The organism is Enterococcus sp. DIV0802b, assembly GCF_050543535.1.
In the GTDB taxonomy this organism is placed as follows: domain Bacteria; phylum Bacillota; class Bacilli; order Lactobacillales; family Enterococcaceae; genus Enterococcus_D; species Enterococcus_D entomosocium.
In genome coordinates, this window is the sequence record NZ_CP172941.1 from 1681456 (window position 1) to 1706648 (window position 25193).

A 25193-nucleotide genomic window follows, 5' to 3' on the forward strand; every position below is an offset into this window, starting at 1 on the left:
CTTTTTTTAGGTTGAAAATTGATTAATGGAACACGCGGAAGCGCTCATCGTCACTTAGAAATTCTTTTTCGTTCGGTTCGCTTTCTTTTGAACCAAAGACTAGTTGCGCCCGTAGTTGCCAATTTTCAGGAATTGACCATTCAGCTGCAACAGCATCATCGATGACAGGGTTGTAATGCTGTAAGTTGGCACCTAATCCAGCTTCTTCTAAAGCGGTCCAAGCGTTCGCTTGAGCGATCCCATTCGATTGTTCTGCCCAAACGGGAAAGTTCTCTGCATATAGAGCAAATTGCTCTTGCAAATTTTTCACGGTATCCGTGTGAATAAAGAATAGAACGGTTCCGTAACCCGCTTTAAAACCAGCAAGTTTTTGTTTTGTCGCTTCAAACGCTTCGGGTGGTGTCAATGGTTCTATCGCAGCCTCTGTTAATGTCCACAATTTTTCGTGGGCTTCGCCAAATAAAATCACGGCTCTTGGTGATTGTGCGTTAAACGCAGTTGGACTATTTTTCACTGCTTCTTTCACAATGTCTTCGATTTCAGTGTCGGAAAGAGCCACATTTTTACCTAGCCCATAGATTGAGCGGCGCTGTTTGATTGTATCAAGAAATTTTGTCATCGTATTCCCACCTTTTCTATTGTCATAGAGTGAAGTATACATTCTTACTTAATGTTAGTAAAAGAAAATGCTTGGGACGTCAAAAAGTCAGGCAAACGCACCTGACTTTTTCTTATTGGGCATCGATAGCAATGAATTTAACGGTCACGTATTCTTCAGGGCCATATTTGCCGTTTTCACGACCAAAACCGGAATGCTTGACGCCGCCGAAGGGAGCCGCCGGATTTGAGATCGCAATGTCATTGACCCCAACCATCCCATATTGGAGGTTTTGGGCTACATTCGAGATCGTTTGCAAATTCGTTGAAAAGAAGTAGGAAGCTAGTCCAAATTCCGTATCATTTGCCGCAGCGATGACTGCTTGTCGATCCGTAAATGAGATCAATGGAATCACAGGTCCAAAGGTTTCTTCATAGTAGATAGCCATCTCAGAAGTAATCCCATCGATGACCGTTGGTGCGAAGAAGTTGCCTTTTTCGTATTCACCTTCAGTAAGCTTTTTACCACCGAGTAAAACTTTAGCTCCTTTATTTACCGCATCTTCCAACTGCTCGATGACTTTTTCAACGCCTGCTTGGTTGATCAAAGGACCAACAGTAGGGTTTTCCAGACCATTGCCGACCGTTACGGTTTCCATTTTCGCTAGTAATGTTTTGGTAAAGGCGTCTTTGATGGACTCTTCGACAAAAATTCGATTGGGGGATGTACAGACCTGACCGTTGTTGCGGAATTTTGCTGCAATTAATTTTTCAGCAGCTAAATCTAAATCAGCATCAGCAAAAACAAGAAACGGGGCATGACCACCTAACTCCAATGAAACTTTTTTCAGAGTTGGTGCTGCTTGTTCATATAATTTCATCCCAACTTTCGTGGAGCCGGTAAAGGTGATTTTTTTGACTTGTTCATTTTCGGTCAATTCTTTCCCAATCTCAGAAGAATCACCTAAGACGATATTGACGACCCCGTCTGGAAGTCCTGCTTGTTGAAAAAGCTCGCCTAAAGCTAATGCGGATAGTGGGGTTTCTTTTGATGGTTTCATAACAAGGGTACAGCCAACGGCCATAGCAGGTGCAATTTTTCTTGCAATCATGTTAGAAGGAAAGTTCCAAGGTGTGATCGCGCCAACAACCCCGATCGCTTCTTTGCGTACCAGCCAATGATTGTGTTCAGGGGCTGGAATCACTTCGCCATAGACCCGTTGCGCTTCAGCTGCATTCCAACGGAAATTGTCAACGTTAGATTGGATTTCTGCCTCCGCTTCTTTTAATGGTTTTCCTTGTTCCATACTCATGATTTTTGCTAAACGATCGCATTCTTCCTCCATCAAATCAGCAATGACGTTCATCAAATCGGCACGTTCTCGAGGGGAGCGTTTTGACCATTCGGGAAAAGCAATCGCTGCGGCATCGATTGCTTGCTTGGTTTCCTCGATCCCTCCTTGACTGACTTTTACGAGTTCTTCATTAGTGGCAGGATTGGTAACCGAAACCGACTCTTTTGTTCCTTCAAGCCATTTTCCGTTAATCAATAACTTTGTTGGTACTTGTGGTAACTGTTGGTTCATCATGGCACTTCCTTTCAATAATGGGTTCTTATTTAACCCTAGCACGGATCAGAAAGGATGACAATTCATATGCAAGTCTCTTGATTCTCCAAATTTTTGTAAAGAACCAAAGGGGAAATGTCCTGCTCCTATCATTTTATGGTAGAATAGAAAAATAAGAATGTTTGTTCGATTCTTGGAAAATATAGTAAAATATTCAAGGAGTGAGGGACGCGTGCAACAAGTAAAAGAGCTTTTAAAAACAGTAGGATTTGTCGTGATCTTCACTTTATTCCTCTTGTTATTAAGACAGTATGTCTTTACTCCTGTGATCGTAAAAGGAGATTCGATGGACCCCACATTACATGATGGTGAGCGGGTGATTGCTTTGAAAAATACCGAGATCGAACGTTTCGATATCATAACGTTTGAAGCACCGGATGAAGCAGGCAAAAACTATATCAAACGCGTGATCGGTTTACCTGGCGATCAGGTTTCCTATCAAAACGATACCCTTTATATCAATGGACAAGCATATGATGAACCCTACTTGGATGAATTCAAAGCAGCTGTCACAGATGGCTTTCCATTGACCAGTGATTTTGATATGGGGTTATTTGGTGTTGAAGTCATTCCTGAAGGTCAAATTTTAGTGTTAGGGGATAACCGTCGAATTTCCAAAGATAGTCGTCAATTAGGTCTGATCGATGAATCAACAATTTTGGGGGATGTAAAATTTGTTTTCTGGCCAATTGCCGATTTTGGTATGGTAGGCAAAGAATGAAATTCTGCGATTGTTATTTTGTTTTTAAGGAGAGTCTCTTAAAAATAAAGACGCATTCGAAAAAGCGTGTCGCTGATTTTTTAGTGGATTTTTTTAAAAGACGATGGAGAGAAGGAGTCCTTTCATGAGTTTACGATTTATTCTTGGCGATGGCCGTTGTCGTCATGATCAAGCAGTGATAGAAAATGCAAAAAGCTGGTTAGAAAAAGACCATCAAGAAGTATTTTTCCTGGTACCTAACTACAACAAATTTGAAAGAGAGCGCGAGATCCTTCAATTACTGAAAGAGGATCGCGTAGAAGATTTTGCTTCTATTCGCGCGCAAGTGTATAGTTTTCACCGTTTGGCTTGGTTTTATCTGCAGCAAACCGGCTTGCTTTCTCAAAATGCCATCACTGAAAATGGTGCCTCCATGATCATGCGTAAGCTGCTTTTGGAACTAGAAGAAGAACTCGTCTTATACCGTGGTGAGATCAACAAAGCGGGTTTTATCCAACAATTGTTGGCTTTCTATCAAGAAATGCATACAAGTAGATTGGGGATCGAAGATTTATTAGCAGGTGGTGCTGCACCAAGCGCAACCCAAGACGAAGAAAAAAAATACAGTGAATTAGCGATAATTTTTCAACGATTTGAACAAGAACTTCTAGAGCGTGCCTTGCAAGTCGAACAACCGATCACCTTACTGACACGCTTTCTGGAAGGTTCCTTGCTGGGCGATTCCTCGGTGGATCATGCAATGCCAACCACTGTTTCTTTGAACAAAGCGCCAGATCTTTCCCACGCCTTATTTATTATCAGCGGTTTCTCCGCCTTTTCAACACAAGAGCAACAGTTGATTCAAGTACTGATGAAGAGAAGTCATGTAGTGATTGATCTTATTTTGGATCGCGGGTACCCACAAGAGATGCCCACGCCATTGAATTTATTTTACGAAGCAGGACGGACCTATTATCAGTTGATCAGTTCTGCTCGTGACAATCAAGTGAACATTTACTTAGATCAGAAACTTTCCGTCAACCAAGAGGTGGACAAAGAAGACGAGGGATCGATCCCGCAGGCATACAAGGAAGTAGAAACTTTTTGGCGGCAGACCCAATCACAAGCCAATTATCATCAGCAGACGTCCGTCAAAGACTTCTTGGCTGTCTGGAAAGTTGGGAATCCCGAAGAAGAGATTCGTCAAATCGCAGCGTCGATCCGCGGGATGATGAGTGATAAGAAACGGTACCCAACATTACGGTATCGTGATATCCAATTACTGATCGCCGAACCAGAAGTCTATCATCAGTATATTCCTAAAATTTTTACTGAGTTTGAGATTCCTTTTTATATCGATGAAGAGCAGATGATGGCGCAACATCCATTGGTTGAGTTTTTGAATGCTTTTTTTGCTTGTCAATCCTATGGCTTTCGCTTAAATGATATTTTACGGTTGCTTAGAACGGAACTTTACTTACCGGCAGCCTATCGCTCCGAAGCAGATTGGCTTGTTGGGCGTGACCAGTTTCGTAAGTTGGTGGATATTACCGAGAACAAAGCGCTGGCTCATGATTTCCAAGGAGCGAGTTGGACGAGAAACGAAGATTGGGAACTGATCGAGTATTTACAATCGGAAGAAGAAGCAGTGGACAAAGTGGATTTGACGGCGTACACCAATCAGCTTCGCAGGGCTTTCAAGCAAGATGTCGTGGATACACTCGATTGGCTGACAGCAGCTAGAACAAATCGAGATGCCGTAGAACTGCTGTATCGCTTTTTACTGAATGCGGGTGTCGAGCAACAGCTGAGGCATTGGCGAGACCAGGCAATCCAACAAGGAAAATTAGATCAAGCCCGCAATCATGAACAAGCATGGCAAGCTTTAATGGATCTGCTGGATGAGTATGCCACGATCTATGGAGATGAGCCCTTTGATTTTGCGCTCTTTGAAGATGTCTTATTGACTGGCTTAGAAAATGTCACATTCGGAAAGATCCCAACAGCGATCGACCAAGTCAACATCAACCGCCTTGATTTGGCACGTCCGAAACAAGCGAAGATCACATTTGCACCGGGATTGAATGAAACGGCTTTGCCAAGAAAAATGGAAAATAAAACATTGTTGACGAATGAAGAACGTCAGCATTTCAATCAGTTATTTAATGGTGAAAAATACCTTAGAGATACAGTGGTGGAAGGCAGTGTCAAAGAACCATTTGCCTTTTATTCTGTCTTGCTTTCAGCGACAGAGCACTTATCACTGTCCTATGCCGTTAATTTTGATACACAGCAAAACATCAAGATGTCGCCTTATTTAGACCGCGTGGTCAAGCATTTGGATGTACCACTGCAAGAGCGGGGGATCTTGACGCTAGTCAGTGACCCGAGAGACTATGTTGGCAGTTATCGTGGCCTGATCTACCAAATCAATAATCTCAGTCAGCAAGCGCAAAAAAACAAAGAGAATTTGCCTCGAGTGTGGGAGCAACTGAAACAAGCGCTGTTACGTTCGGAATGGACAGATTTAGCTGCCCAAGTATTTGAAAGCCAAACCCATCAAAATATTCCGATTCCTTTGTCTCAAGCACAAGCTGCGGCGCTATATGGCCCGTCGATCTACAGCTCCATTTCTCAGATGGAGACGTTCTATCAGTGTGAATACAAGTATTTCGTCAGCTACGGATTACGGTTAAAAGAACGGGAAGTTTATGGCTTAAATCCAGCAATGACCGGTGAGTTTTTCCATGATGCGTTGGACCGCTTTGTCAAAGTCCTAATTGCTGAAAATATTTCCTTGACCCAGTTAACTGCTGACCAACGCGTGCAATTTGTGGAAGTCGTTTTGCAGGAAATTTTTGGCGAAAGCCGTTATCGCTTACTGACGAGTTCTGCTCGGATGAATTTTATTCGGTATCAATTAGGCAAGACGATTCAGCGAGTAGCGTGGGCATTAGCGAAACAAGGACAAAAAATGCATTTTAGTCCTGAAAAGACGGAGGTGCTGTTCGGCCAGATCGCTGGCTCAAATGGGATTAACGGGATCGAATTACCATTAAGTTCTGGCGGGAAACTACATGTGCGGGGGAAGATTGATCGTGTCGATACGGCGAAAACGGAAGAAGAACAATGGCTTTCCGTTGTTGACTATAAATCTAGCAGCCGAGATTTTGACCTTTCTGAAGCCTACTACGGACTTGCGATGCAGTTGATCACGTATCTCGACGTCGCATTGACGGATGCTGTCCAACTGGTTGGTTCGCCAAAGGTTCGACCAGCGGGGGCATATTATCTGCATGTGCATAATCCGCTTTTGGACGGACAAGAAGCCAGTGAAGAAGAACGTTTAAAACGTTTCAAGTATGACGGGTTGTTTATTGACGAACCGGCTGTTTTCCCGTTACTCGATGAGGAAGTTGAAGCCAGCAAAAATTCGCCGGTATTTCCTGTTCGGAAAGACAAAAACGGCAATTATCAAAAAACAACACAGGCGAAAAACAAGTTTTATACAGAAGAAGAGCTTGAACTATTAAGAAAACACAATCGGAAAAATATGCAACAAAGTGGTGAGAAGCTGTTGAGCGGTGAAATCGCCTTAAACCCGTCTTATAAATTAAAAGACAAAAAAAGGGCGTGTGAGTTTTGTCCGTTTCGCAGCATCTGTGACTTTGATGTATTGTTGAAAGAAAATGAGTACCACCGTTTAGAAAACTTATCTAAAGATGAGATTATCCATCGCTTAAGGGAGGAAGAAGATGAGTAAGATCCCTTTAAAACCGCAAAATGAAACCTTTACGGATACCCAATGGCAAGCCATTTTTGATAAAGGGGATAATATCCTCGTTTCCGCTTCAGCGGGTTCAGGCAAAACCACCGTTTTGGTTCGGCGAGTGATTGAAAAGCTAAAAGCAGGAACGACGATCGATTCTTTACTGATCGTGACCTTTACCGAAGCAGCTGCTCGAGAAATGAAAGAACGGATTCAAGCGGCATTGCAGCAGGCCATCAATCAAGAAAGTGACGAGCAAAAGCGCCAGCACTTCGTCCGTCAGCTGCAGCTATTGCCGACAGCTAACATTTCTACCTTGCATGCGTTTTGTTTAACTGTGATTCGGCGTTTTTATTATTTGATCGATTTAGATCCAAATTTCCGCATGATGACTGATGAAACCGAAATTTTATTGATGAAAGAAGAAATCTGGACACAGCTGAGAGATCAACAATATGAAGCCAATGATGAAGCGTTCTTTCGTTTGACGGAAAATTTTTCTAGTGATCGTTCCGATGAAGGCGTCGGGGATCTGATCCTGTCTCTTTATGACTTTGCCCGAGCAAATCCGGATCCAGTAAACTGGTTAGCTCATCTAAGTGATCACTATATCGGCAAAGAAACCTTTGCTGAAAATACCCTGTACCAATCGCAAATCAAGCCGACTTTGCAAGAAAACTTGAAGACAGCGGCGCATTTGCTGCAGGCGGCGCAAGACTATGCCCGTTCTGATGAAGCGATGGAAAAAGCGGCACTATTGATCGATACCGAATTAGGAATGGTGGAAACCTTAAAGGCTCTGCTTGATTCAGACGATGTTGATGGCTTCTATGAGCAAATCCAAGTGTTGCGTTTTGCTCGCTACCCAGCTTTTCGCAAACCAGAACAAAAGGAACTCTCTCAAGAAATTAAACCTTTGCGAGATGATGCGAAAAAATTGGTTGAGCAATTGAAAGCGGCCTTTCCATACCCACCGGCTGAAATGATGGAGCTGCTTCATCGGTCCGCACCTGTCGTTGAAAAAATGGCAGCTATGACCGAAGCGTTTATGAAAGCATTCCAAGAAAGGAAACTTTCAAAAGGCCGTTTAGACTTTAATGATTTGGAACATTTCACCTTGCAGATTTTACAAGGAGACGGTAGTGGAAGTGAAGCGTCGACCTATTATCGTGATCGCTTTGAAGAAGTTTTAGTCGATGAATATCAAGACGTCAATCGGCTGCAAGAGGCAATTTTATATTGGGTGAGACAAGTCGATCATAACCCCGGCAACATGTTTATGGTGGGGGATGTAAAGCAGTCGATCTATTCGTTTCGACTAGCAGATCCGACGCTATTTATCGAAAAATACTTGGCATTTGAAACGGAGAATGGTGGGCGGAGAATCGTCTTAGCAGAAAATTTCCGTTCTCGCTCCGACGTATTGGATTTTACGAATCTAGTTTTTCAACAGCTGATGGATGAACGGGTTGGACAAATCCCTTATGATGAGGCGGCAGCCTTGATTACCGGTTTTCCTCATTTTCCAGAAAGCGACGCCTTTGCCACAGAGCTCTTGTTATATGAAAAAGAGCATGAATCCGAAGAACAATTGATCGATGACAAAACAGAGGGTGAAATGCAGATTACTGCATTGAAGATTCGAGAGTTGATTGAATCAAAATTCATGATCTATGACAAAAAAGCCAAAGCAAATCGACCAATCACTTACAACGATATCGTCTTATTGACCCCTACACGTAAAAACAATCTTGTCATTTTAGATGTCTTTAAGCAGTTTGGGATTCCGATGGCGGTGAATGATGCTCAAAACTATTTTCAGGCAACGGAAATCCAAACCGTCGTTTCTTTGCTGCAAATCATTGACAATCCGTACCAAGATATCCCCCTTGTGGCGGTCTTGCGTTCGCCAATCGTCGGCCTAACAGAAGATCAATTGGCTGAGATCCGTTTAGCAAATCGTTCCAGCGACTACTATGATGCAGTATTGGATTATCATGTTCAACAAGAAGAGTCACCCTTGTGGCAAACGGTGGATGGGTTTTTAGCCAAACTAAATCAATGGCGCGAAGAAGCACGCAGATTACCGATCCCGACCTTATTATGGCAAATCTATGAAGATACTGCTTACTTGGATTATGTTGTGGGACTTCCTGCAGGACAGCAGCGTTATGCAAATTTAGTGGCATTGATCCACAGAGCCGAAAAATACGAAAAGAGCAGTTTCCGTGGTTTGTACCAATTCATTCGCTTCATCGAAAAAATGCAAGAAAAAAACAAAGATTTGGCGGAGCCTGTGGCTACTCCTGTAGAAGATGCCGTTCGAGTGATGACCGTTCATGCAAGTAAAGGCTTGGAATTCCCTGTTGTGTTCTTACTGGATACAACAAAATTCTTTAACTACCAAGATTTTCAAAAACGCTATATCTTTGAAGAACAGCTGGGAGCTGGGATCCAATATGTGAATCCAGCAGAAAACCTTAAATTTGAGACACTGCCGTTTCAAGCCATCAAGCAAGTTCGTTTGAAAAAAGCCTTGTCAGAAGAAATGCGAAAATTATACGTAGCATTGACACGAGCAGAGCAGAAGCTTTTCTTAGTGGGCTCCTATAAAAATCAAGCGGATGCCTTTAAGACTTGGCAATCTGGCCTGACACAAGCCGAGATGGTTCTTGATCCTGCATTACGGCTTGTTGCCCGGGGGAGCTTGATGGATTGGGTCGGACGGACCCTGATGCGCCATCCAGATATGGAAGCAGTATTCTCTGAAGCGTCAGAGCGCAAGCGGACGATCGATCATCCTGCTCATTTTCGTCTGTCATGGTGGAATCAAGAAACGATCACGCAACAAGTCCAAGAGACCCTTGCGCCAGTCGAGGAGTCTAAACGATTGCTTGCGCCAGATAGCAATATCGATGATCTTTTGAAACGCCTAGCATATCGCTATCCTTATCAAAAAGCGACCCAAACGACTAGTTATCAATCTGTATCAGAATTGAAAAGACTCTATAACGATCCCGATGATCAACAGACCACTTTGTTGGAATGGCGGTCGGTTTCCGAGAAGACGAATCCTCAGCAATATCGCTACGTACAGGATGAATTGGCGAAACCAAAATTTCTGCAAGAAACGAAGCCTCTCGCCAGCAGTATCGGGACAGCAATACATACGGTTTTGCAAATGATCCCATTAGGAATGACGCCAACACAAGATACTTTGGAGCTCCTGATTGCTGAACTCGTGAAAAAGCAATTTTTTTCTGAAGAAATCGCCAAAAAAATTGACCGATCGAGCATTTTGTGGTTTTATCAAACTGAACTAGGTGAACTGCTGAACCGATCCTCTGCTGTGGTGAAGCGGGAGCAGCCGTTTTCGATGCTAAAAGAGGCTGATACGATCTTTGAAGGGTTTGACGAACCAGATGCGCCGCTTTTGATCCATGGTATTATCGACGGCTATATTGAATTGGCGGATGAAATCATTTTATATGACTTTAAAACAGATGATGTTTTCGGCAGTCAGGCTCAGATTGAAAAGAAAATGCGCGAACGATATTATGGTCAATTGAAACTCTATTGCCAAGCATTGGAGAAAGCATTGAGCAAACCAGTGAAACAGACCTATTTAGTGCTGTTAAAACCTAAAATGATCGTGGCATTCTAGCTGATCGATCCTAGTTTCTTACAATTCGTAAGTCATATGCTATAATAGGTAAAAGAGGTGATGGAGAATGATAAAAGTAGAATCGGATTATGCCCTTTGTCCTAAATTTGAAAAAGCTTTTTCTATTTTAGGCAAAAAGTGGAACGGCTTGATCATTGATGTCCTTCTTGAAGACGGCAAACAAAGATTTGTTGAGTTAGCAAACAAGATTCCTCAAGTGAGTGATCGGGTGTTAGTCGAACGCTTGAAAGAATTAGAGCGGGAAGAAATTGTCTGCAAAGAAAACAATCTTTACTGCTTGACGCCAAGAGGTATTGCTCTTGAAAAGAGTATGATGAGTGTGAAGCGTTGGGCAGAAACCTGGGTGCGTGAGGAAGAATGCAGTTGATTTCTCACCGGAAATTAGGTAAACTAAGCTTAAATGAATAGATAAAAAGCGTTGATAGAAACTAGTAATTTGGCTGAATCAGAAAAAGGGAGACTTGTCACAGACTGAAAGCAAGTCCTGTATTCGAAAAATGAATTTCACTTCTGGAGCTTGCTGATTACAGTCAGTCGGCAGTTTTGCTGTCGTTAGCCGAAGTGAGTGCGCGGTTTTTTTCGCGAATGAGGATGGTAACACGAGACGTCGTTCCTTTTTAAGGGATGATGTCTTTTTTTGTCTTTATACGAATGATACTCACTTTATTCAGTCAATCCAGTCTTTTTATTCTTGCACTATTCACAGCATAGAAGGAGGAAACACATGTCTTTACAAGAGAAATTAGAAGCATTGAAGGAAACGACATTGCTTAAAATCAAAGAAAGTCCAACCATGAATGACTTGAATCAAATTCGAGTGGAAGTGCTTGGGAAAAAAGGCCCTATCACAGAAGTTCTACGGGGGATGAAAGATCTTTCTGCGGAAGAACGGCCGAAGGTGGGGAGCTATGCCAACGAGATTCGTGATATCTTGACAGAAGCGATCGAAGAAGCCAAGACGTCTATCGAAGCAGCAAACTTGGAAAAAGCTCTTGCTGAAGAATCCATCGACGTGACGTTGCCTGGTAAAAAGATGGACCGAGGAACACGCCATGTGTTAACGAAAATCATGGAAGAAATCGAAGATATCTTTGTTGGTATGGGCTACCAAGTAGTCGAAGGTTACGAAGTGGAAAAAGATCATTACAACTTCGAACGGATGAATCTGCCAAAAGATCATCCAGCCAGAGACATGCAAGATACTTTTTATATTTCAGAGGAAGTGCTGATTCGAACCCATACGTCACCAGTGCAAGCGAGAACAATGGAGACTCATGATTTTTCTAAAGGGCCGCTGCGGATGATCTCACCCGGGAAAGTTTTCCGTCGTGACACAGATGATGCGACCCATAGCCACCAATTCCATCAAATTGAAGGATTGGTAATCGATAAGAATATTACGATGGGTGACTTAAAAGGAACCTTAGAAGTCATGATGCAAAAAATGTTTGGGGAAGATCGCCAAATTCGCTTGCGACCAAGCTATTTCCCTTTCACAGAACCATCGGTCGAAGTCGATGTCAGCTGCTTCAAGTGCGGTGGTGCCGGTTGTAATGTTTGTAAACAAACTGGCTGGATCGAGATCCTCGGTGCTGGAATGGTGCATCCTAACGTCTTAGAAATGTCAGGGATCGATCCAACCCAATATTCAGGATTTGCTTTTGGTTTAGGTCCTGATCGAGTGGCAATGCTGCGCTACGGCGTGAACGACATTCGCCAATTCTATCAAAATGATGTGCGTTTCATTCGCCAGTTCAAGGGGGAACAATAAATGTTAGTATCATACAAATGGTTAAATGAATACCTTGATCTGTCTGAGATCACACCCAAAGAGCTGGCGGATAAAATGTCAGTGACGGGGATCGAAGTCGAAGGTATTGACGTGCCTGAAGAGGGTTTAAAAAAAATCGTTGTCGGAGAAGTGACCGACTGCCGACCACATCCAGATTCTGATCATCTATCAATTTGCCAAGTAAATATTGGCGAGGATGAAGACTCACAGATCGTTTGTGGTGCGCCGAATGTCAAAAGCGGCATCAAAGTCATCGTGGCATTACCAGGCTCTCGAATCGCGGGCAACGTAAAAATCAAAAAGGGCAAGATGCGGGGAGAAGTTTCCAACGGCATGATTTGTTCGTTGCAAGAGTTGGGATATGCCGATAGCGTGATTCCCAAAGAATATGCAGAAGGAATTTATTATTTACCAGCAGAAGCAGAACCAGGATCACCGGTTTTTCCTTATCTTGATATGGATGATCACATTATCGAATTATCGATCACTCCGAATCGTGCGGATGCGTTAAGCATGCGGGGGGTTGCTTATGAAGTCGGTGCAATCTATCGGCAAACACCGAAGTTTCCTGAAATTGCGCTTACCGAAAGTGAAGTAGCTGCTGCCGATAAAATTCAGGTGAAGGTCACTGAAGTAACGGATGCACCCGCCTACCAAATTCGAATCATTGATGGCGTAACGATCGCCCCAAGTCCACAATGGCTGCAAAATCGCTTGATGAATGAAGGCATTCGTCCAATCAATAATGTCGTGGACGTGACGAATTATATCTTACTGTTATTTGGTCAACCATTGCATGCTTTTGATTATCAAAAGCTAGACAGCAAGGAAATACTGGTACGTCGCGGCAAAGAAAATGAAAGCCTGGTTACCTTAGATGGAGAAACTCGTCAGCTTTCCCCAGAAGACATCGTTATCACCAACGGAACGACACCAGTTGCGCTCGCAGGCGTCATGGGAGGTCTTGATTCTGAAATCACGGAAACGACGACCACAGTCGCTTTAGAAGCGGCCTTGTTCGATCCATTAGCGATTCGTTTGACTTCGAAAAAATTCAATTTAAGAAGCGAATCATCCGCTCGTTTTGAAAAAAGGATCAACCAAGCAACGGTTGCAAAAGCTTGTGATGCAGCAGCAGCACTGATTGCGGAACTTGCTGGCGGAACGGTCTTAAAAGAGGCAGTAATAGGTTCCCAAGTAGCAGTAGAACCTGTGGAGGTTGCGATTACTTTAGCACGGATCAATAGCTATTTAGGCACAGAAATCACTGATGAAGAAGTGCAAGAAATCTTTGATGCATTAGGCTTTGGTCATCGTCAAGAAGCAGACAGCTATATTGTTTCAGTCCCACCTCGTCGTTGGGATATTACGATCGAAGCAGATATCATTGAAGAAGTGGCGCGTATTTACGGTTATGATCGTTTGCCATCGACTTTACCGCAAGGAGAAACGGTTGCCGGTCATTTAACCAAAGCGCAACGTCTGACTAGAGAAGTTCGGACTCTTTTGGAAGGCAACGGGGTCAGTGAAGCCATCAGCTATGCTTTGACAACGGAAGAGAAGGCACAACAATTTACGGATAAATCGAGCCAAGTGACTCGATTGGATTGGCCAATGACCGAAGAGCGTGCCGTCTTGCGCTTGAATCTTATTTCAGGTTTGTTAGACGACGTTGCGTACAATTTGGCACGTAAAAACAATCGTGTTGCTTTATATGAAATTGGTCGCGTCTTCTATCAAACGGGCGACAGTAAACACGAACTGCCAACAGAAGTCAATCACTTAGGGCTAGCATTGACAGGAAATATCCATGAGAAAGACTGGCAAACCCAAGCTCAAAAAGTTGATTTCTTCCATTTGAAAGGCATTTTAGAAAATCTTTTTGATTCGTTGGCATTAACCGACCGTATTCGTTATCAAAAAACGGCAGATATCAAAGAGATGCATCCTGGGCGTACGGCAATGATCTTGCTAGATGACCTAGAAATCGGCTTCTTGGGACAAGTCCACCCATCGATCGCCAAAGCCTACGAAGTGAGTGAAACCTATGTTGCTGAATTGAACTTAGATCAGTTATTAGCAGCTAAAACAGAACAATTGGTCTATCAACCGGTTTCTAAGTTCCCATCAGTGACCCGAGATATGGCACTCTTGCTCGATGAAACGATCGATAACCAATCCGTGATGGAAATCATTCGTGAAAGTGCAGGTCGCTTCTTAAGTGATATTCGTTTATTCGATGTTTATCAAGGGAAAAACATTGAAGCAGGTAAAAAATCTCTAGGGTACAGTCTGACCTTTAGCAATCCGGAAGCTACCCTGACGGATGAAGAGATCAATCAAGCAATAGCGAAAATTACTCGTAACTTAGAAGAAAACGTTCAAGCAGAAATCCGCTAATCAAATAAGTAGAAAAACGTTCTCCACCATACAAAGAAGTTGGGTGGGGAACGTTTTCTACTATTATAATAGATGCTCAGATGACAAAAAAATGTTAGGAGTTGAGTGAAAGCCTTAAAAGATTTCTCTATAGAAGGCATTCCAGCTTTTTTGGTACAACCTTTTTTAAACACTGGCTAGGCTGAAAAAATGCATTTTCTAATCAGCGTTTTATGAAGTTATTTTTTAGGACAGCTCCTCGATTTTTGCGCAAGAAACAGCATCAAATCAAAATACACAAAGTGTCAGTCTGGGGAGGAAGTGTTCTCGTGAAATCTAACACAGAGTTTGTACATAGGTTTTGCATGAAAGAATTCATTCCGATTTGTAAACAAAAAAACAAGCCGTAAAGGCTTGTTTTTTTAAGCAAAGTAATTGATGCCCATTGCATTTTTGACTTCAGCTAACGTCTGAGCGGCAACTTGTTCAGCTTTTTCACTACCAAGTTTTAGTAAGTTCATCACTTCACCGGGATCTTTGGCAAAAGCTTCACGGCGTTCACGAATCGGTGCAAATTCGGCTTCTAGAACATCGATCAAATAGCGTTTGATTTTGACATCGCCTAATCCACCACGGGTGTAATGTTCTTTTAATTCAGCAATTTTTTCTTTTTCGGTACCAAATACATCAAGATAAGTGAAGACCATATTGCCTTCAACTTGTCCGGGGTCGTTGACATGAATGTGATTTGGATCCGTGTACATGCTCATCACTTTCTTTTGTAATACATCGGCTGGATCAGCTAAGTAAATGCCGTTGTTCAATGATTTGCTCATTTTCCCGTTCCCATCGATCCCCGCTAAACGTCCCATGCCTTTTGGCGGTAAAACCGCTTTTGGTTCGACTAATACTTCACTATACGTAGAATTAAAACTATGCACGATTTCTTGCGTTTGTTCCAGCATTGGTTTTTGATCTTCGCCGACTGGAACTAAATTTGCTTTAAAAGCGGTGATATCCGCTGCTTGAGAGACAGGATAGATGAAGAAACCAGAAGGAACGCCTTCACCAAATTTTTTTTGTTCAATTTCGGCTTTAACGGTTGGATTGCGTCGTACTCGAGCAACACTGACTAGATTGAGATAATACATCGTCAATTCAGAGAGCTGAGGGATTTGCGATTGAATAAACATCGTTGTTTTTGCTGGATCCAATCCAACGGCTAAATAATCCAAAGCAACTTCTAAAATATTCGCTGAGACCTTCTCAGGTGTTTTCGCATTATCTGTTAGTGCCTGCATGTCAGCGACCATGATATAAAGCTGATTTTCAGGGTCAGCTTGCATTTCGACCCGTTTTTTTAAAGACCCCACATAATGGCCAAGATGCAATTTGCCAGTTGGGCGGTCGCCAGTTAAAATCGTATTCACTTTTTTTCCACCTTTTCCTTTGTTATATGGTTTATCTTACCTTTTTTTAGCAAAAGAAACAACCGGTTCTCCTTGTGATCTGATGGGGTGAGAAAAATTTTCATGGACAAAAACCTCACATCAAAGTAAAATAGCACTTGTCTTTTCAGAAATAAGGGGGGAACATTGGAAAAGAACCTTTACAAATGAAAAAAGATTGAGCTATAATATGAATCAAATCTTTCCAATTACTCATTTAATTTTAAAAAAAGCTAGGAGTGTGAATCAATGGCAATGATCGAATTTAAGAACGTAGAGAAATATTACGGAAAGTTCCATGCATTAAAAAACATCAACCTTGAATTTGAAAAAGGTGAGGTCGTTGTTGTTATCGGGCCTTCAGGATCTGGTAAAAGTACAATGCTCCGTACGATTAATGGTCTAGAAACCATTTCAGGTGGTCAATTATTGGTCAATGGTAAGAACTTGTTTGACAAAGATGTCAAAATGACAGAAATTAGAAAAAACATCGGCATGGTGTTTCAACATTTCAACTTGTATCCAAATAAAACCGTGTTAGAAAATATTACGTTGGCACCGATTAAAGTATTAAAACAAAATGAGCAAGAAGCCATCAATTTGGCGGAAAAACTTCTTGATCGGGTAGGGATGTTAGATAAAAAAGATTCCTATCCTTCCATGTTATCCGGCGGACAACAGCAGCGGGTCGCAATTGCCAGAGGGCTTGCGATGAAACCAGAGATGCTGCTTTTTGATGAGCCAACGTCAGCATTGGATCCAGAAATGATTGGTGATGTATTGGATGTCATGAAAAAAATTGCCAGTGAAGGTATGTCCATGATCGTTGTTACCCATGAAATGAGCTTTGCCCGTGAAGTAGCAGATCGAATCGTCTTTATGGCGGAAGGACAAGTCTTAGAAGACCGGCGCGATGTCGATGGATTCTTTGATGCACCAAGAGACGAACGTGCAAAACAATTCTTGAGTAAAGTCACAAATCATTAAGCAATAGGAGGAACCCTTATGAGAAAGAAAATATTTTCCTTTCTAGTCTTAGCCTTTGCCCTTGTGACTTTCTCAGGTTGTAAAGGACAAAGTGCCGCAGATATCGATATTTTAGAAAACAGCAAAGAGACGAATCAGATCGTTTGGGGCGTAAAAAACGATACCCGTCTTTTTGGATTGATGGATATCGCGACTAGAGAAGTACGGGGATTCGATATTGATATCGCTCGTGCAATCACTGAGAAAATTTTAGGTCGTGATGGCAATGCCATCTTTGTTGAAGTTACCTCAAAAACCCGGATTCCTCTTTTGAAAAACGGCAACATCGATGCAATCATCGCCACGATGACTATCACGGAAGAACGTAAAAAACAGGTCGATTTTTCCGATGTCTACTTTGATGCAGGTCAATCTTTATTAGTTGCCAAAGACAGTCCTATTCAAGGGATCGAAGATTTGACCGCAGACACCACTGTATTGGTCGTGAAAGGCTCTACCTCAGCTGTGAACATCCGTGAAGCAGCACCAGAAGCGCAAATTTTAGAACTTGAGAATTATGCGGAAGCCTTTACTGCTTTACAATCTGGTCAAGGGGATGCTATGACCACGGATAATGCGATCTTATTAGGGATGGCGAGTGAAAATCCCAATTACCATTTAGTTGGCGAAACTTTTACAGAAGAACCTTATGGGATTGCCATCAATAAAGGACAAAAGCCGTTTCTTGATGCAGTGAATCAAGCCTTGCGGGAAATGCGTGAAGATGGAACCTATGATGAGATATACAACAAGTGGTTCCCTGAAGACGAATCAGGAAAAGTAGAGTAGGAGGAAACCGAATGGTTGAATTATTTCAAACGTATACCGGTCAGTTTATTGAAGGCTTTAAATACACAGTCATGGCGAGTTTGATCGCACTGTTTTTTAGTCTTTTGATCGGAACCTTAATGGCAATTTTTCAGTTGTCAGACAATCGCCTCATCAAAGGGATTGCCAAAGCGTATGTTGAGTTTTTTAGAAATATTCCCTTATTGATCATCGTGATGTTCTTTTATGTCGTTGTGCCAATGTATTGGGTTTCTTTTGACGGTTTTCAAGCGGGAACGATTGGCTTAACGATCTATACATCGGCATTTATCGCTGAGACGATCCGGTCAGGGATTCAAACGGTTCCTAAAGGCCAGATGGAAGCTTCCTTGTCTTCTGGTTTTACGTACAGCCAAGCGATGCGTTACATTATTTTGCCTCAGGCTTTTAAGATCGTCGTACCGCCGTTAGGCAATCAATTTATCAATCTTGTTAAAAACTCATCAATTTTGGCGATGGTCGCAGGATTAGATATTATGTATCAAGGGGATTTGATCGCAAGTGAGACCTTCAATACATTCGATACGTATATCATTGTTGGTCTTTTCTATTTGATCATTACCCTACCATTGTCTTATTTGATGGTTTACTTGGAACGGCGTTGGGCTGTCCGCTCATAGAAAGGAGCTAACGAACTATGGATTTTTTTGAAGCTTTTTCAGCGATTAACATTCGCTTCTTGATCGATGGCTTGCGGGTAACAGTTGAAGTGTCGATCCTATCGATTTTATTTAGCTTTATTATCGGAGGGATCGCCGGCATTTTGCGCTTCAGCTCGATCCCGGTCTTTTCGAAAGTATTAGGTGTCGTGATCGATGTTATTCGTAACTTGCCTTTGCTCTTGATCATCTTTTTCACTTACTTTGCATTGCCGCAGATCGGTATCCGCTTTAATATTTTTTGGTCAGCGGTTGTGGCGTTGACGATTTTTGAATCAGCGATGCTCTCTGAAATCTTTCGTGCTGGTTTGAATGCTGTGCCAAAAGGGCAGATGGAAGCTGGTTTGTCAACAGGGCTAAGCTATGTCGAAGTATTGCGGAGTATCGTCGTGCCACAGGCATTTAAAGCGATGTTGCCAGCGATCGTCAGTCAGTTGATCTCTTTGATCAAAGATACGTCATTAGCCGTGATTATTTCTTTACCAGAGCTGACTCATCATGCTCGAATCATTTATGGTCAAAATACAAACTATGTTTTGCCTATGTTTTTGGCAATGACTGTTTTATACTTTTTGGTTTGTTATGCATTATCATTGCTTTCTGGCTTTTTGGAAAAACGTCAGTACGATTACTAAAAAGAATAATCGACAAAATCATCCCCACGATCGGTCTTTTACCCATGCAAGTGCAACTTGTGGGTTGTGAGCCAATCGTTGGGGCTTTTTTTCTTTTTGACCGTTTCGTGTTTTTTGGGAAAGCTTTTTTAGCAAACGAAAGGAATACTTGAAAAATAGACAAAAAAAGTCCAAAATGAATAAGAGAGAAAAACGCACCAAACTCTTTTTTTCATGTAAAGGATGGAAACTATGACAAACAACAGACCAATTGGTTTTATCGATTCTGGTGTTGGTGGGTTGACGGTCGTCAAAGAAGCAATCAAGCAATTACCCAACGAATCGATTCTTTATCTGGGAGATACAGCCAGATGCCCGTATGGTCCGAGACCTGCTGAGCAAGTTATCGCGTATACGTGGCAAATGACCCGTTTTTTATTAGAAAAAAACATTAAAATGTTGGTGATCGCTTGTAATACAGCGACAGCGGTCGCCCTTGAAGAAATCAAAGAAAAACTAGCGATCCCGGTGATTGGCGTGATCCTGCCCGGTAGTCGAGCAGCAGTCAAAGCAAGCAAAAACCAGCGAATCGGTGTCATCGGAACAAATGGAACGATCAAAAGCGACTCTTACAAGCGCGCTCTTCATGGCAAAGCGCCCCATGCGTCAGTCGTCAGTTTGGCTTGCCCAAAGTTTGTGCCGATCGTAGAAAGCAAACAATACCATAGCTCGGTCGCCAAGAAAATCGTGGCAGAAACGTTGCGTCCATTGAAAAACAAGCGGTTAGATACAGTGATTCTGGGCTGTACTCATTATCCTCTATTGCGCCCTTTGATCCAAAATGAATTAGGCGCCCATATCCAGCTGATTGATTCAGGGGCAGAAACGGTGGGGGAAGTCAGTACCTTGTTGGACTATTTTTCCATTGCAGCAACGAGTCAGGACGATCCGCATCCGCAACATGCATTTTTTACTACTGGTTCACCGAAAATATTTGATGAGATTGCCAATGATTGGCTTGATTTAGACACGATCTCATCGATTCACACTGATTTAGGAGGCTTTTAAATGCGACATGATGGCAGAAAAGAAACAATGTTAAGACCAGTCAACATTCAAACCAACGTCTACAAACACCCCGAAGGATCGGTTGTGATCTCTTTTGGTGACACAACCGTGATTTGTTCGGCAACGATTGAAGATCGGGTCCCTCCGTTTTTACGAGATACGGGAAAAGGCTGGGTCACAGCCGAATACAGTATGCTCCCACGAGCGACCAACACTCGTAATCGTCGAGAAAGTGCCAAAGGCAAGCTTTCTGGTCGTACGATGGAGATCCAACGGCTGATCGCTCGTTCCTTACGAGCCGTAGTCGATTTAGAAAAATTAGGGGAACGTAGTATCGTCGTCGATTGTGATGTCGTCCAAGCGGATGGCGGTACCAGAACAGCCAGTATTACCGGCGCTTTTGTCGCGTTGCGTTTAGCTATCGATACCTTGTTGCGTGACAAAGCATTGACGGAAGATCCAATCAAGGAGCATTTGGCAGCAATTAGTGTCGGGATCTTACCAGATGGTACCTGTGTGACTGATCTCGATTATCAAGAAGATTCTTCAGCTGCTGTTGACATGAATTTGGTGATGACGGAATCTGGTCGATTTGTCGAATTGCAAGGAACTGGGGAAGAAGCAACCTTTGATGGCCAGCAGTTGAATGAGATGCTGATCTACGGAAAAACAGCTATCGAAGAATTGATTGCCTATCAAAAAGAGGCACTGTTTTTACCAGATGAACCCCCTTATGAGATTCCCGAAAAAACGATTGTCATTGCTACAGGCAATCCAGGAAAAGCCAAGGAGTTTAAAGCCGTATTTGGCGCAGCAGGTTACGATGTCCGCACCTTAAAAGACTATCCTTCCTTGCCGGATGTTGAAGAAACCGGCACCACCTTTGAAGAAAATGCCCGCCTTAAAGCGGAAACCATCGCCAGAATTTTGGGAAGACCGGTGTTAGCTGATGACTCAGGACTGAAAGTCGATGCATTAGGGGGGCGACCAGGGGTGTACTCTGCTCGATTTGCTGGTGAGCAAAAAAGTGACGCTGCTAATAATGCAAAATTACTTTACGAATTGACGGATGTCGAAGATGACAAGCGCAGTGCTCAATTTCACTGTACGTTAGTTTTCGCAGCGCCAGGAAAAGATAGTTTGGTGGTTGAAGCTCAATGGCCGGGAAGAATCGGCCGTATCCCTCGTGGAGAAAATGGGTTCGGTTACGATCCATTGTTTATTCCTGATGGTTCAGAGCAAAGCGCAGCCCAAATGAGTCAAGAAGAAAAGAACCGAGTCAGCCACCGTGGTCTAGCAATCAAAAAGCTGCAGGAACAGTGGCAGGAGTGGTTAGAAGGAGAAAATGCATGAAATATTTAGTTGTCAGTGACAATCATTCAGATCGTGAGATTCTTGTTGATCTTAAAAATGAATTCGAAAATCAAGTCGATTTATTCCTGCACTGTGGGGACTCCGAACTACCTGACACAGACCCTTTGTGGGATACTTTTCAAGTCGTTTGCGGCAATTGCGATTATGGCGGTGGTTTTCCCAATGAGCGTATCATCAAAACGCCGCTGGACACCATCTATATGACTCATGGCCACTTAGCAGATGTCCGTTTTGGTGTAACGAAATTAGGGCTGCAAGCGCAACAAGCCGATGCCTCGGTCGCACTGTTTGGTCACACGCATCAAATTGCTTGTGAGAAAGTCGGGAATCGACTTTTCCTGAATCCCGGCAGTATTTCCCAACCGCGAGGGCAAATTCAAATCAAAAGCTTTGCGATTATCGAAAGTACGCCAGAACAATGGGCAATCCAATACTATGATCGTTCCTTTCATAAAGTCCCTGAGCTAGCTTTTGTTTTCACACGCTAAGTAAGCGGAATCAAAAAGTAAAAATTTCATTATAATTTTGCAGGTTTCTACTTTCTATTCTCATTTTCAAGTAAAATAGAAGAGTAGCTGTGAAATGGAGGCAATTAGATTGATAGGACAGACCGTAGAAAAAATATTACTCGAGAACCAAGAAAATTTCTTGGTGCCGGCAGAAAATGTGGCATCGGTATTTTATAACCACCCTTTGAGTCACGCATTGCTTGTTTTATCAAAAGTGGGCTATTCAAAGATCCCTGTACTAGATAGTGAGGACCATTTAGTCGGCTTAATCAGCCTCTCAAACATCGTAGAACGCATGATGGATCTCACTGGCTTCAGTATGGAAAATATTGAAGGGCTGACTGTGGCAGATGTCATGGAAGTCAATGTGAATTGCATCAAAGAAAACGATGAGTTGGAAAGTATGCTGCATTTGTTAGTAGATCAAGCATTCTTGCCGATCGTTGATGATGACAATGTCTTTGTTGGGATTATCACCCGCAAAGAGATTTTAAAATCCGTCAATCATTTGGCGCACGAAATTGAAAGACGCTATTTGCTGATTTCTAAAGAAGATGCCCCAAAGATGACAGATGAACTGCATGTGGTATAGAAAAAAGGTTATCCCAGCTTCGGGATAACCTTTTTTAAATACCGACGATCGGCGCATTGGGGATCGTATAGCCTTTGGCAGTTAAAGCATCGATCGATGCGGCCAAAAATTCCTCTTTGATTTTCCATTGCGTACCGTTGGTCACATACATGGTCGTACGAATTGCAAAGTTGTTGTTCCCCAGATCCACTAAACCGAAGACCGTAGGGGCCGTTTGAATCTCTTCTTCATGCTGCTGAGCAATCTGTTCATTGACTTCTTCAATGATGGCACGTATTTCATCTAAGCCTTCAGATGGTAAGATTCGTACGTCGACCACGACTTGCATATTGGCTCTTGATGTATTACTGATGGTCGTGATGTTACGATTTGGGATATAATGAACGGTTCCATCAACGGATTTTAATTGAACAGTCCGAATACCGACTGCCGTCACCGTACCTTCAAGCGTCAGATTGGTCAAGCGGACGTAATCACCAACATTGATTTGTTGCTCGGTAATAATAAAGAAGCCAGTAATCAAGTCGTTCATAAAACCTTGGGCGCCTAAACCAAGGGCGACACCGACGACTCCGGCACCGGCTAGTAGCGAGCCTACAGGTACGCCGATGGTTGAAAGGAGTGCATAGACAAAAAAGAAGCCTAATGTGTAATGAACCGTATTGCGGATCAGGGTATGGATCGTGTTGATTCGACTCACATTGAAACTGGCTTTTTTTTCATAGGAACGATAGATCCGATCGATGATCATATTGCTTATTTTCAATAAAATACCGAATAGGATACATAAAAAAAGCAACATCAATGCTTTTTGAATCAGTAGGCCAATGATCGATTCCCAGTCGATGGACGCCCACCATTTTTGCAATGCATTGAGCTGAGCAGCTGCTGGTTCAGTAATGCTGGAACCACTTGAATCGGTCGTGCTAGCTGCGAGTAGCAGTTGTTTCATAAAATCCCTCCAAGTCTTACTGCATCTATTTTAACGAAGATAAAATAGAAATGCAAAGGAGGTTTTCTGAAATACCTGTTTTTTTCAGAAAAAGCCTGCTCAGCCAACGGGTAGGCAAATAGCAGACTTTTCTATGACAATTATTGATTAAGATAAATGAACGCCTTTATCAACAAAAATCACTTCGCCGATAATCCCGCTTGATAAAGGACTGATCAAGAAGGCACAAGCATTGCCGACTTCTTCGATCGTTACACCAATATGATCTGGTGTTCGATCCTCTGACAATTGGATCAGTTTTTGATAGTCTTTTACACCAGTTACTGCCAGCGTCTTGATGGCGCCAGCTGAAATCGCATTGACACGGATCTTTTGCGGTGAAAGTTCGGCAGCTAAATAGCGAACACTTGATTCCAAAGCAGCTTTCGCAATACCCATCATGTTGTAGTTTGGTACTGCCCGTTCGGCACCTAAGTAGGAAAGGGTAACGATTCCAGCATTTTCAGCTAAGATTGGTTTGGCATATTTAGTGACGGCAATCAATGAATAACTGCTGATGTCTTGCGCCAAAGCATAACCGTCACGAGAAATATTCAAAATGTCGCCAGAAAGATCTTCTTTATTAGCATAAGCGACGGCATGGACGACACCATGGATCTCTCCAGCATATTCTTTGATTGTATCAAAGGCGGCAGCAATGCTTTCGTCATTAGCGACGTCACACTCCACTACAAATTCATCAGATTCCAATAAGCGCTCTAAAGGCTTCTTCATGCGGTCGTTTTGATACGTGTAGATCACTTCGGCTCCTTGTGCTTTTAATGCTTGTGCACAGCCCCAAGCGATACTGCGTTTGTTGGCAACGCCCATGACGACAACTTTTTTACCGGTTAAAAAACTCATAATTCCACTCCTTAATAAATTCAACAATAATAAAATACGTATAATGACAAATAGTAAATCAAACTATCTTGATTTCTAATTATTAAGCATAATTGTTTGATTGTCAAACTATTTTTTTCTTAATAAATATTTAGTTGCGAATTCCGCTGAACTATGATACTTTGATAATCAAACTATAATAAATTCTTAAGCAAGGAAGGGAAACCATGAAAAAACTATTGACTGAAACAGAAGTCATGGATTTGATTCCAAATCGCTACCCAATTATATATATTGATTATGTCGATGAAATCGAGTCTGGCAAAAAGATTATCGCAACGAAAAATGTTACCATCAACGAAGACTTTTTCCAAGGTCATTTTCCGGGAAATCCAGTAATGCCGGGTGCCTTGATTTTAGAAACATTGGCACAAGCAGGATCGATCCTGATCTTGAAATCCGAGGAATTCCAAGGTAGAACGGCGTATATCGGCGGCATCAACAAAGCCAAATTCCGTCAAAAAGTTGTTCCGGGAGATACTATGAAACTTGTTTTTGAGATCACCAAAATCAAAGGCTCCGTTGGAACTGCTGATGCGGTAGCGACAGTGGATGGCAAAAAAGCTGCTGAGTGCGAATTTACCTTTATCGTAGGCGACCAAAAGTAAAAGAAAACCGCTGAAATTCCCGA

20 protein-coding genes are annotated in these 25193 nt (G+C 42.5%); 15 read left to right on the forward strand and 5 right to left on the reverse strand.

Going from position 1 to position 25193, the window contains the following annotated elements; all coding sequences use genetic code 11:
* Nucleotides 1-22: 22 nt before the first annotated feature.
* Entirely contained in the window at nt 23-619 is a 597-nt protein-coding gene (locus tag IGJ12_RS07995) for a nitroreductase family protein (RefSeq protein WP_074933687.1), read from the reverse strand.
* Nucleotides 620-731: 112 nt separating this feature from the next.
* Nucleotides 732-2183, reverse strand: a complete 1452-nt coding sequence (locus tag IGJ12_RS08000; protein ID WP_430619547.1) for an NAD-dependent succinate-semialdehyde dehydrogenase — start codon at nt 2181-2183, stop codon at nt 732-734.
* Between the two features lie 214 nt (nt 2184-2397).
* Here IGJ12_RS08000 and lepB point away from each other — a divergent pair, with 214 nt between their 5' ends.
* The 6 genes from lepB to pheT all read left to right on the forward strand — a co-directional run bounded on the left by lepB (nt 2398) and on the right by pheT (nt 14571).
* The gene (gene lepB, locus IGJ12_RS08005; RefSeq protein ID WP_087664163.1) at nt 2398-2946 is read left to right on the forward strand and encodes a signal peptidase I; all 549 of its coding nucleotides are present in this window, start codon (nt 2398-2400) and stop codon (nt 2944-2946) included.
* 124 nt (nt 2947-3070) lie between these two features.
* Entirely contained in the window at nt 3071-6688 is a 3618-nt protein-coding gene (locus tag IGJ12_RS08010) for a PD-(D/E)XK nuclease family protein (protein WP_008381921.1), read from the forward strand.
* Complete coding sequence (gene addA / locus IGJ12_RS08015; RefSeq protein WP_430619548.1) at nt 6681-10358, forward strand: helicase-exonuclease AddAB subunit AddA; 3678 nt, start codon at nt 6681-6683, stop codon at nt 10356-10358. The genes IGJ12_RS08010 and addA overlap by 8 nt, the downstream gene beginning before the upstream one ends.
* Before the next feature lie 67 nt (nt 10359-10425).
* Nucleotides 10426-10746 carry a winged helix-turn-helix transcriptional regulator gene (locus tag IGJ12_RS08020; protein WP_005226192.1) on the forward strand — a complete coding sequence of 107 codons (321 nt, stop codon included), beginning with the start codon at nt 10426-10428 and terminating at the stop codon, nt 10744-10746.
* Between the two features lie 357 nt (nt 10747-11103).
* Complete coding sequence (gene pheS, locus IGJ12_RS08025) at nt 11104-12150, forward strand: phenylalanine--tRNA ligase subunit alpha (protein ID WP_086317392.1); 1047 nt, start codon at nt 11104-11106, stop codon at nt 12148-12150.
* Nucleotides 12151-14571: a phenylalanine--tRNA ligase subunit beta gene (gene pheT, locus IGJ12_RS08030; RefSeq protein WP_430619549.1), complete on the forward strand. Its 2421-nt coding sequence runs from the start codon at nt 12151-12153 to the stop codon at nt 14569-14571.
* 401 nt (nt 14572-14972) lie between these two features.
* Here the strand turns inward: pheT and trpS are convergent, their stop codons facing one another.
* Nucleotides 14973-15980: a tryptophan--tRNA ligase gene (gene trpS, locus IGJ12_RS08035; protein ID WP_005236112.1), complete on the reverse strand. Its 1008-nt coding sequence runs from the start codon at nt 15978-15980 to the stop codon at nt 14973-14975.
* A gap of 267 nt (nt 15981-16247) precedes the next feature.
* Between trpS and IGJ12_RS08040 the strand changes: the two genes are divergently transcribed.
* The 8 genes from IGJ12_RS08040 (at nt 16248) to cbpB (ending at nt 22668) form a co-directional block, all read left to right on the forward strand.
* Nucleotides 16248-16985, forward strand: coding sequence for an amino acid ABC transporter ATP-binding protein (locus IGJ12_RS08040; RefSeq protein ID WP_008381909.1), 738 nt, complete (start codon nt 16248-16250; stop codon nt 16983-16985).
* 18 nt (nt 16986-17003) lie between these two features.
* Nucleotides 17004-17813: a transporter substrate-binding domain-containing protein gene (locus tag IGJ12_RS08045; protein WP_008381907.1), complete on the forward strand. Its 810-nt coding sequence runs from the start codon at nt 17004-17006 to the stop codon at nt 17811-17813.
* Nucleotides 17814-17824: 11 nt separating this feature from the next.
* A complete protein-coding gene (locus tag IGJ12_RS08050; protein ID WP_005226186.1) occupies nt 17825-18472 on the forward strand; it encodes an amino acid ABC transporter permease in 648 nt (215 codons plus the stop codon).
* 17 nt (nt 18473-18489) lie between these two features.
* The gene (locus tag IGJ12_RS08055; RefSeq protein WP_005236107.1) at nt 18490-19146 is read left to right on the forward strand and encodes an amino acid ABC transporter permease; all 657 of its coding nucleotides are present in this window, start codon (nt 18490-18492) and stop codon (nt 19144-19146) included.
* 231 nt (nt 19147-19377) lie between these two features.
* Nucleotides 19378-20193: a glutamate racemase gene (racE, locus tag IGJ12_RS08060; RefSeq protein ID WP_008381904.1), complete on the forward strand. Its 816-nt coding sequence runs from the start codon at nt 19378-19380 to the stop codon at nt 20191-20193.
* Complete coding sequence (gene rph, locus IGJ12_RS08065) at nt 20194-21546, forward strand: ribonuclease PH (protein WP_087664159.1); 1353 nt, start codon at nt 20194-20196, stop codon at nt 21544-21546.
* Complete coding sequence (locus IGJ12_RS08070; RefSeq protein WP_430619550.1) at nt 21543-22055, forward strand: metallophosphoesterase; 513 nt, start codon at nt 21543-21545, stop codon at nt 22053-22055. The genes rph and IGJ12_RS08070 overlap by 4 nt, the downstream gene beginning before the upstream one ends.
* Before the next feature lie 109 nt (nt 22056-22164).
* On the forward strand, nt 22165-22668 hold the full coding sequence (cbpB, locus tag IGJ12_RS08075) for a cyclic-di-AMP-binding protein CbpB (protein WP_005226181.1): 504 nt from the start codon (nt 22165-22167) through the stop codon (nt 22666-22668).
* Nucleotides 22669-22702: 34 nt separating this feature from the next.
* Here the strand turns inward: cbpB and IGJ12_RS08080 are convergent, their stop codons facing one another.
* Both IGJ12_RS08080 and fabI read right to left on the reverse strand, forming a co-directional pair.
* Nucleotides 22703-23620, reverse strand: a complete 918-nt coding sequence (locus IGJ12_RS08080; RefSeq protein ID WP_005236101.1) for a mechanosensitive ion channel family protein — start codon at nt 23618-23620, stop codon at nt 22703-22705.
* A gap of 147 nt (nt 23621-23767) precedes the next feature.
* Nucleotides 23768-24523 carry an enoyl-ACP reductase FabI gene (fabI, locus tag IGJ12_RS08085; protein ID WP_005236100.1) on the reverse strand — a complete coding sequence of 252 codons (756 nt, stop codon included), beginning with the start codon at nt 24521-24523 and terminating at the stop codon, nt 23768-23770.
* Between the two features lie 206 nt (nt 24524-24729).
* Here fabI and fabZ point away from each other — a divergent pair, with 206 nt between their 5' ends.
* Nucleotides 24730-25170, forward strand: coding sequence for a 3-hydroxyacyl-ACP dehydratase FabZ (gene fabZ, locus IGJ12_RS08090; RefSeq protein ID WP_005226178.1), 441 nt, complete (start codon nt 24730-24732; stop codon nt 25168-25170).
* Nucleotides 25171-25193 lie beyond the last annotated feature (23 nt).

Bases quoted from the DNA above. Each gene is read 5' to 3' on its own strand.
- IGJ12_RS07995 (WP_074933687.1), bottom strand. From the start codon at position 619: ATGACAAAATTTCTTGATACAATCAAACAGCGCCGCTCAATCTATGGG.
- IGJ12_RS08000 (WP_430619547.1), bottom strand. From the start codon at position 2,183: ATGAACCAACAGTTACCACAAGTACCAACAAAGTTATTGATTAACGGA.
- IGJ12_RS08010 (WP_008381921.1), top strand. From the start codon at position 3,071: ATGAGTTTACGATTTATTCTTGGCGATGGCCGTTGTCGTCATGATCAA.
- addA (WP_430619548.1), top strand. From the start codon at position 6,681: ATGAGTAAGATCCCTTTAAAACCGCAAAATGAAACCTTTACGGATACC.
- IGJ12_RS08020 (WP_005226192.1), top strand. From the start codon at position 10,426: ATGATAAAAGTAGAATCGGATTATGCCCTTTGTCCTAAATTTGAAAAA.
- pheS (WP_086317392.1), top strand. From the start codon at position 11,104: ATGTCTTTACAAGAGAAATTAGAAGCATTGAAGGAAACGACATTGCTT.
- pheT (WP_430619549.1), top strand. From the start codon at position 12,151: ATGTTAGTATCATACAAATGGTTAAATGAATACCTTGATCTGTCTGAG.
- IGJ12_RS08040 (WP_008381909.1), top strand. From the start codon at position 16,248: ATGGCAATGATCGAATTTAAGAACGTAGAGAAATATTACGGAAAGTTC.
- IGJ12_RS08045 (WP_008381907.1), top strand. From the start codon at position 17,004: ATGAGAAAGAAAATATTTTCCTTTCTAGTCTTAGCCTTTGCCCTTGTG.
- IGJ12_RS08050 (WP_005226186.1), top strand. From the start codon at position 17,825: ATGGTTGAATTATTTCAAACGTATACCGGTCAGTTTATTGAAGGCTTT.
- IGJ12_RS08055 (WP_005236107.1), top strand. From the start codon at position 18,490: ATGGATTTTTTTGAAGCTTTTTCAGCGATTAACATTCGCTTCTTGATC.
- racE (WP_008381904.1), top strand. From the start codon at position 19,378: ATGACAAACAACAGACCAATTGGTTTTATCGATTCTGGTGTTGGTGGG.
- rph (WP_087664159.1), top strand. From the start codon at position 20,194: ATGCGACATGATGGCAGAAAAGAAACAATGTTAAGACCAGTCAACATT.
- IGJ12_RS08070 (WP_430619550.1), top strand. From the start codon at position 21,543: ATGAAATATTTAGTTGTCAGTGACAATCATTCAGATCGTGAGATTCTT.
- IGJ12_RS08080 (WP_005236101.1), bottom strand. From the start codon at position 23,620: ATGAAACAACTGCTACTCGCAGCTAGCACGACCGATTCAAGTGGTTCC.
- fabI (WP_005236100.1), bottom strand. From the start codon at position 24,523: ATGAGTTTTTTAACCGGTAAAAAAGTTGTCGTCATGGGCGTTGCCAAC.
- fabZ (WP_005226178.1), top strand. From the start codon at position 24,730: ATGAAAAAACTATTGACTGAAACAGAAGTCATGGATTTGATTCCAAAT.